This window comes from Candidatus Nanopusillus massiliensis (genome assembly GCF_920984865.1).
Map to the genome: position 1 here is coordinate 555,766 of NZ_OV100765.1, position 236 is coordinate 556,001.

Consider the following 236-nt stretch of genomic DNA (forward strand, 5'->3'; position numbering starts at 1 on the left):
GTAATAAAGCTCCAATAAGAGAAATACAAAAAATAGAAAACACTACCGCTGCTATTTATAAAGATTGGAGGATATCTCCATTAAAAAAATTGGAAATATCATCTAAAATGTATAAATCTACAAAAAATTTATCTAANNNTTTACGTAAATTTAAAGGAAATCCAAAAAGATTATTAAACTTGNNNGACAGAATATTATAAGAAAACAATTAAATCAATTGGAAGTATTTCAAAAAC